3 protein-coding genes and 1 pseudogene are annotated in these 2,752 nt (G+C 72.0%); all 4 read left to right on the forward strand.

The features are described from left to right. Positions 1 to 156: 156 nt before the first annotated feature. Positions 157 to 729 (forward strand): phage tail tape measure protein, encoded by a 573-nt coding sequence (locus FV217_RS22080; RefSeq protein ID WP_147821763.1) that lies wholly within the window; start codon positions 157 to 159, stop codon positions 727 to 729. Between the two features lie 182 nt (positions 730 to 911). After that, positions 912 to 1,553 carry a DUF2460 domain-containing protein gene (locus FV217_RS22085; protein WP_147821765.1) on the forward strand — a complete coding sequence of 214 codons (642 nt, stop codon included), beginning with the start codon at positions 912 to 914 and terminating at the stop codon, positions 1,551 to 1,553. A 16-nt stretch (positions 1,554 to 1,569) separates the two neighbouring features. Then, complete coding sequence (locus tag FV217_RS22090; protein WP_147821767.1) at positions 1,570 to 2,463, forward strand: DUF2163 domain-containing protein; 894 nt, start codon at positions 1,570 to 1,572, stop codon at positions 2,461 to 2,463. A 63-nt stretch (positions 2,464 to 2,526) separates the two neighbouring features. Further along, positions 2,527 to 2,752 (forward strand): annotated as a pseudogene (locus tag FV217_RS22095) (peptidase P60); the annotation flags it as partial.

The following is a 2,752-nucleotide window of genomic DNA, read 5'->3' on the forward strand; positions in this document are numbered from 1 at the left end:
CTCGCGGCCGCCGCCGGGCTGAGGGCGCCCTCCGCCGCCGGCCGCGCCGACCTCGATCGGCTCATCGCCGCCTACCCGGATCACGCCATCGCCGGCGAATGACGTTTTCGGAGAGCCGGATTCCCCTTTTCCGCATCGAGCTCGTGTGAGGGCGCCATGGCCGCGAACGACGTCGACCGCACCAATGCCGACCGCGTGAAACAGCTAGAAACCCTCGACGGGCTCGCGAAGAAGTTCGGGCAGAGCCTGTCGAGCGCGCTGAACATCAACCTCAATGCCGGGCGCCAGCTCGACGGGGTGCTCGGCACGCTGGCCGCCAAGCTGTCGGGGCTCGCCCTCAAGGCGGCGCTGAGCCCGGTGCGCAAGGGCATCGCCAGCCTGGTGAAGGGCCTGATCGAAGGCTCGGATTCCGAGACGAGTGCCTTCGCCCGCGGCGGCGTCATCGCCGCCGGCCGGGTCCGCCCCTTCGCCAGGGGCGGCATCGTCGCCGCGCCGACCTACTTCCCGATGCAGGGCGGCACCGGCCTGATGGGCGAGGCCGGCCCCGAGGCGATCCTCCCGCTCGAGCGCGGCAGCGACGGCCGCCTCGGCGTCGCCTCCGCCGGTGAGCGCCCGGTGAGCGTCAGCATCACCATCGCCACCCCGGACGCCGAGAGCTTTCGGAGATCCGAGGCGCAGGTCGCGGCGAGCCTGGCGCGAGCCGTGGCGCGGGGGCGGCGGGCTTTGTGAGGATCAAGCCGATCATCCCATCCACATCCCTCATCCCGAAGTGCCGCAGCGGAGCGGAGGCCTCGAAGGAGGGCTCCAACCTGCCGCGTGATCCTCTGGAACCCTCCTTCGAGGCCCGCTGCGCGGACACCTCACGATGAGGGGATGGGCCGGCAATCGCCGTTTTCGTGGAGACGACACTCATGCCGAGCGATTTCCACGAGGTGCGCTTTCCCCTCGACGTGGCGCTGCGCGGCAGCGGCGGGCCGAGCCGGCTGACGGAGATCGTCACGCTCGCCTCGGGGCGCGAGCACCGCAACAGCCGCTGGGCGGATTCGCGCAGGCGTTACGATGCCGGCTTCGGCATACGTACGCTCGACGCACTGCATGCGGTGCTCGGCTTCTTCGAGGAGCGGCGCGGACGTCTCTACGGTTTCCGCTATCGCGACCGCGTCGATCACCGTTCCGGCCCGCCGAGCGCCGTGCCTACGCCGACCGATCAGCCGCTCGGCCTGGGCACGGGCACCGACGCCGTCTTCGCCCTGGCCAAGACCTACGGAAGCGGCCCGGCGCCCTATCGCCGCATTATCCGGAAGCCGGTGGCCGGCAGCGTGCGGATCGCCGTGAACGGCATCGAGCTGCCGCCCCAGAAATTCGCGTGCGATGCGACGACCGGACTCGTCACCTTCGTGCCCGACGCGGTGCCAGCGGCGGGCGCGACGGTCACGGCCGGCTACGCCTTCGACGTTCCCGTCCGCTTCGACACCGACGACCTCGTCGTCGATCTCGCTGCCTTCACGGCGGGAGAGATCCCGAAGGTGCCGCTGATCGAGATCGTGCCGTAACGCCTTGGAGCACGCCATGCGCGAGATCCCCGCCGCCCTCGCCGCGCGCCTCTCCGGCGGGGCGACGACGTTGTGCCATTGCTGGTCGCTGACCCGCCGCGACGGCCTGGCGCTGGGCTTCACCGACCACGACCGCGACCTCACCCGCGACGGCCTCGTCTACACCGCCCGCACCGGCCTGGAGGCGGCCGAGGCGAGCGCCGAACTGGGCTTTGCGGTCGGCGGCGGCGACGTGGCCGGCGCCCTGAGCTCGGCGGGGATCGCGCCGGAGGATGTCTCCGCGGGCCTGTTCGACGGAGCCACGGTGGAGACCTGGCTGGTGGACTGGAGCGCGCCCGAGGCGCGGCTGCTCATGGACGTCGCCACCATCGGCGAGATCCGCCGGGCCGGCACCGCCTTCGTGGCGGAGTTGCGCGGGCTGATGCACCGCCTCGACGTCGAGCGAGGCCGCCTCTACCGCGCCACCTGCGACGCCGAACTCGGCGAGCCCCGATGCGGCATCGACCTCGCGGAGGGGCGCTGGCGCAGCAGCGGGACGGTGCTCGCCATGTCCGCACCGGCCCGCCTCGTCGTCGCGCTCGCCGGCACATTCGCGAGCGGCTGGTTTGCCGGCGGCCGCCTGCGCTGGACGGGCGGGGCGAATGCCGGCCTCGACGCCGACATCCGCGCCCACCTCCGGACGGACACGGCCGTGACCCTCGACCTCTGGCAGCCGCCGGCCCGCGCGGTCGCGCCGGGCGACGGCTTCGTCCTTACGGCCGGCTGCGACAAACGCTTCGCGACCTGCCGCGAGAAATTCGCGAACGGCCTGAATTTCCAAGGCTTTCCGCACATGCCGGGCAACGATTTCGTCGTGCGCCCCGCCCCCGGATCGAGCGCCGTGCTCGACGGCGGCAGCCTGTTCCGGTGAGGCGCGAAAACCTTCTCCGCTCAGCGGAAGAGAGGTTTCGCGCCGTTCCCACGAGGTGTCAGAATGCCTTCCCCCGCCCCGCCGGACATCGCGAAAAACCTCGTCGCCGAGGCCCGCACCTGGATCGGCACGCCCTATCGCCACCAAGCCTCGCTGAAGGGCGTCGGCTGCGATTGTCTCGGGCTGCTGCGCGGGGTCTGGCGCGGGGTCTTGGGAGACGAGCCCGAAGCGCCGCCGCCTTACGCTGCGGGCTGGGCAGAGGCGGCCGACGGCGCCGCCCCCCTGGTGG

Source organism: Methylobacterium sp. WL9, from assembly GCF_008040035.1.
Taxonomy (GTDB): Bacteria; Pseudomonadota; Alphaproteobacteria; order Rhizobiales; family Beijerinckiaceae; genus Methylobacterium; species Methylobacterium thuringiense.